This window comes from Pseudomonas sp. HMWF006 (assembly GCF_003061205.1).
Classification (GTDB): domain Bacteria; phylum Pseudomonadota; class Gammaproteobacteria; order Pseudomonadales; family Pseudomonadaceae; genus Aquipseudomonas; species Aquipseudomonas monsensis.
Genome location: NZ_QAIU01000346.1, coordinates 1 through 1843, shown reverse-complemented (window position 1 = coordinate 1843; position 1843 = coordinate 1). Strand labels below are relative to the sequence as shown.

Annotated in this window: 1 protein-coding gene and 1 pseudogene; one reads left to right on the top strand and one right to left on the bottom strand. The window is 64.7% G+C overall.

The features are described from left to right. Positions 1 to 224: pseudogene (locus DBR24_RS32165) on the top strand (hypothetical protein); the annotation flags it as partial. 143 nt (positions 225 to 367) lie between these two features. Here DBR24_RS32165 and DBR24_RS14215 read toward each other — a convergent pair. Then, positions 368 to 1717: a CoA transferase gene (locus DBR24_RS14215; RefSeq protein ID WP_128615077.1), complete on the bottom strand. Its 1350-nt coding sequence runs from the start codon at positions 1715 to 1717 to the stop codon at positions 368 to 370. Positions 1718 to 1843 lie beyond the last annotated feature (126 nt).

The window sequence follows — 1843 nt, the reverse complement described above, 5'->3', positions numbered from 1 at the left end:
ACATCGCGTTGCGCCAGTTGCGCGATATGGACGGGTTTCCCCATGGCGATGTCGGGTTGCTGCGGGCGCTGGAGGTGCTGGAAGGTGTGCGACCCGCGGCGCGGGAACTGGCTGATCGGGCTGAGGCCTGGCGACCCTGTCGCGGGTATGCGGCGCAGGTGTTGTGGACGTCTTTGAGCGCTGTGCCCTCACTCCAGCCGTCTCCTGGAGGGAGAGGGGGCTGACCGCGGTGTCTTTCGTGAGACATCGACCTGAAAGATCGAGTCGATTATGGATTCAACTTCGATCTTTCAGGTCGGTGAGCCACTTCAATATCCCCCAATCAGTCACCGCGCCTCCGGGAGAGGGTCAGGGTGAGGGGCGCTTTTTAAAACCACTGTGGGCGATGTGTACCCAATTCGCTGGCCGGCAACGCCCACTGCAGCGGCGTTCCGCTGATTTTCAGCGGTGCCAGCAAGCGGTGCGCCGGCCCCCAGGGTGTCTGTTCCAACACTGAGTTTTGATCCTGCGCATCTTCGGCGCGCAACGCCTCGCTCGTCCCCGGCCCATGCTCAATCAACAACTTCGCCGTGCGCGCCAGTGACAGACGCGCCGCGCCACCCCGACCAGTCTTTAAACGTTCAGTCAAAAGGCGCATCGCACTCGCCGCCAGCAGATACCCGGTCGCATGGTCCAGCGCCTGCACCGGCAGTGGCGTTGGCTTGTCAGCGGTTTTCCAGCGCTGCCCGGCCTCGGCGATGCCGCTGCTCATCTGCACCAGGCTGTCGAAGCCGCGACGGTTCTGCCACGGGCCGCTCCAGCCGTAGGCGTTGAGGCAGACGTCGATCAGCGCCGGGGCCAGTTGTCGGCGGCGCTCGGCGCCGAAACCGAGGTGTTCCAGCGCGTCGGCGCGGTAGCCGTGCAACAGGATGTCGGCGTCCTTGAGCAGGTTTTCAAACACCGCACGATCTGCCGGAACATGCAGGTCCAGCCGAGCGCAGCGTTTGCCAAGGGTGACTTCCGGGACCACGCCTGGTTCGTTCCAGCCCGGTGGGTCGATTCGCAGCACGTTCGCGCCGAGGCCCGCAAGAAAACGGCTGGCGGTGGGGCCGGCGAGTACGCGGGTCAGGTCCAGCACCTTAAGGCCGGCCAGCGGTTGCGCCGCCGAGCCTTGCCACACACTGACGTTTCCAGCCTGCGAATGGATGACATGCACCAGCGGTTCGGCATTCACCGCCATTCCCTGCGGATGCTGCTGCCACTGTGCCCAACTGCGCATTTCGGCGGCGCAGCCCTTGGCCTCGACCAGTGCTTGCTCCAGATCGGCACTGGTCCACTGCGCGACTTTTGCTGCCATCGCGGCACGGTCGGCGCAGGCGCCGAGCACACGTTCAGCGGCGGCGCGGTGGTGCGGGGCGTTAGTGTGCAGGCGGATCCAGCCGTCCCGGGTTGCGTAGTCACCGGCCACCGCATCCCACAGTGGTGGGACTTCCCAGCCCATCGGACGCAACGAGGTGGCGAACCAGAACGAGGCCAGTCTTCGGTCGACTTCGACGGCGGGCAAGTGTCCGGTTTGTTGCTGGAGCAGTTCGCTGACGGCCTGACCGGCTGCGGCGATGCTCGCGCAGGCCAGGTCGGTGACGGCGAATGCCGAGGGCAGGGCGCCCTGTGCGGTGAAGGGAATCGGCGTGTGCGGCAAGCCGAGTGCGGCTTGAATGGACGTGAGCAGATCAGTCATCGAAGGCCCTCCGGAAGAGAGGGCGATGATAGTGCAAAACAATCTCGAGTCAGATGAAAACGCCAGCGGGTGAACACTCACCACTGTGGGAGCGAGCTTGCTCGCGAAGAGGTCATCACATTCAAC

What these genes read in the sequence shown, in the direction of transcription:
- DBR24_RS14215 (WP_128615077.1), bottom strand. Translation starts at nt 1,717, where the DNA reads ATGACTGATCTGCTCACGTCCATTCAAGCCGCACTCGGCTTGCCGCAC.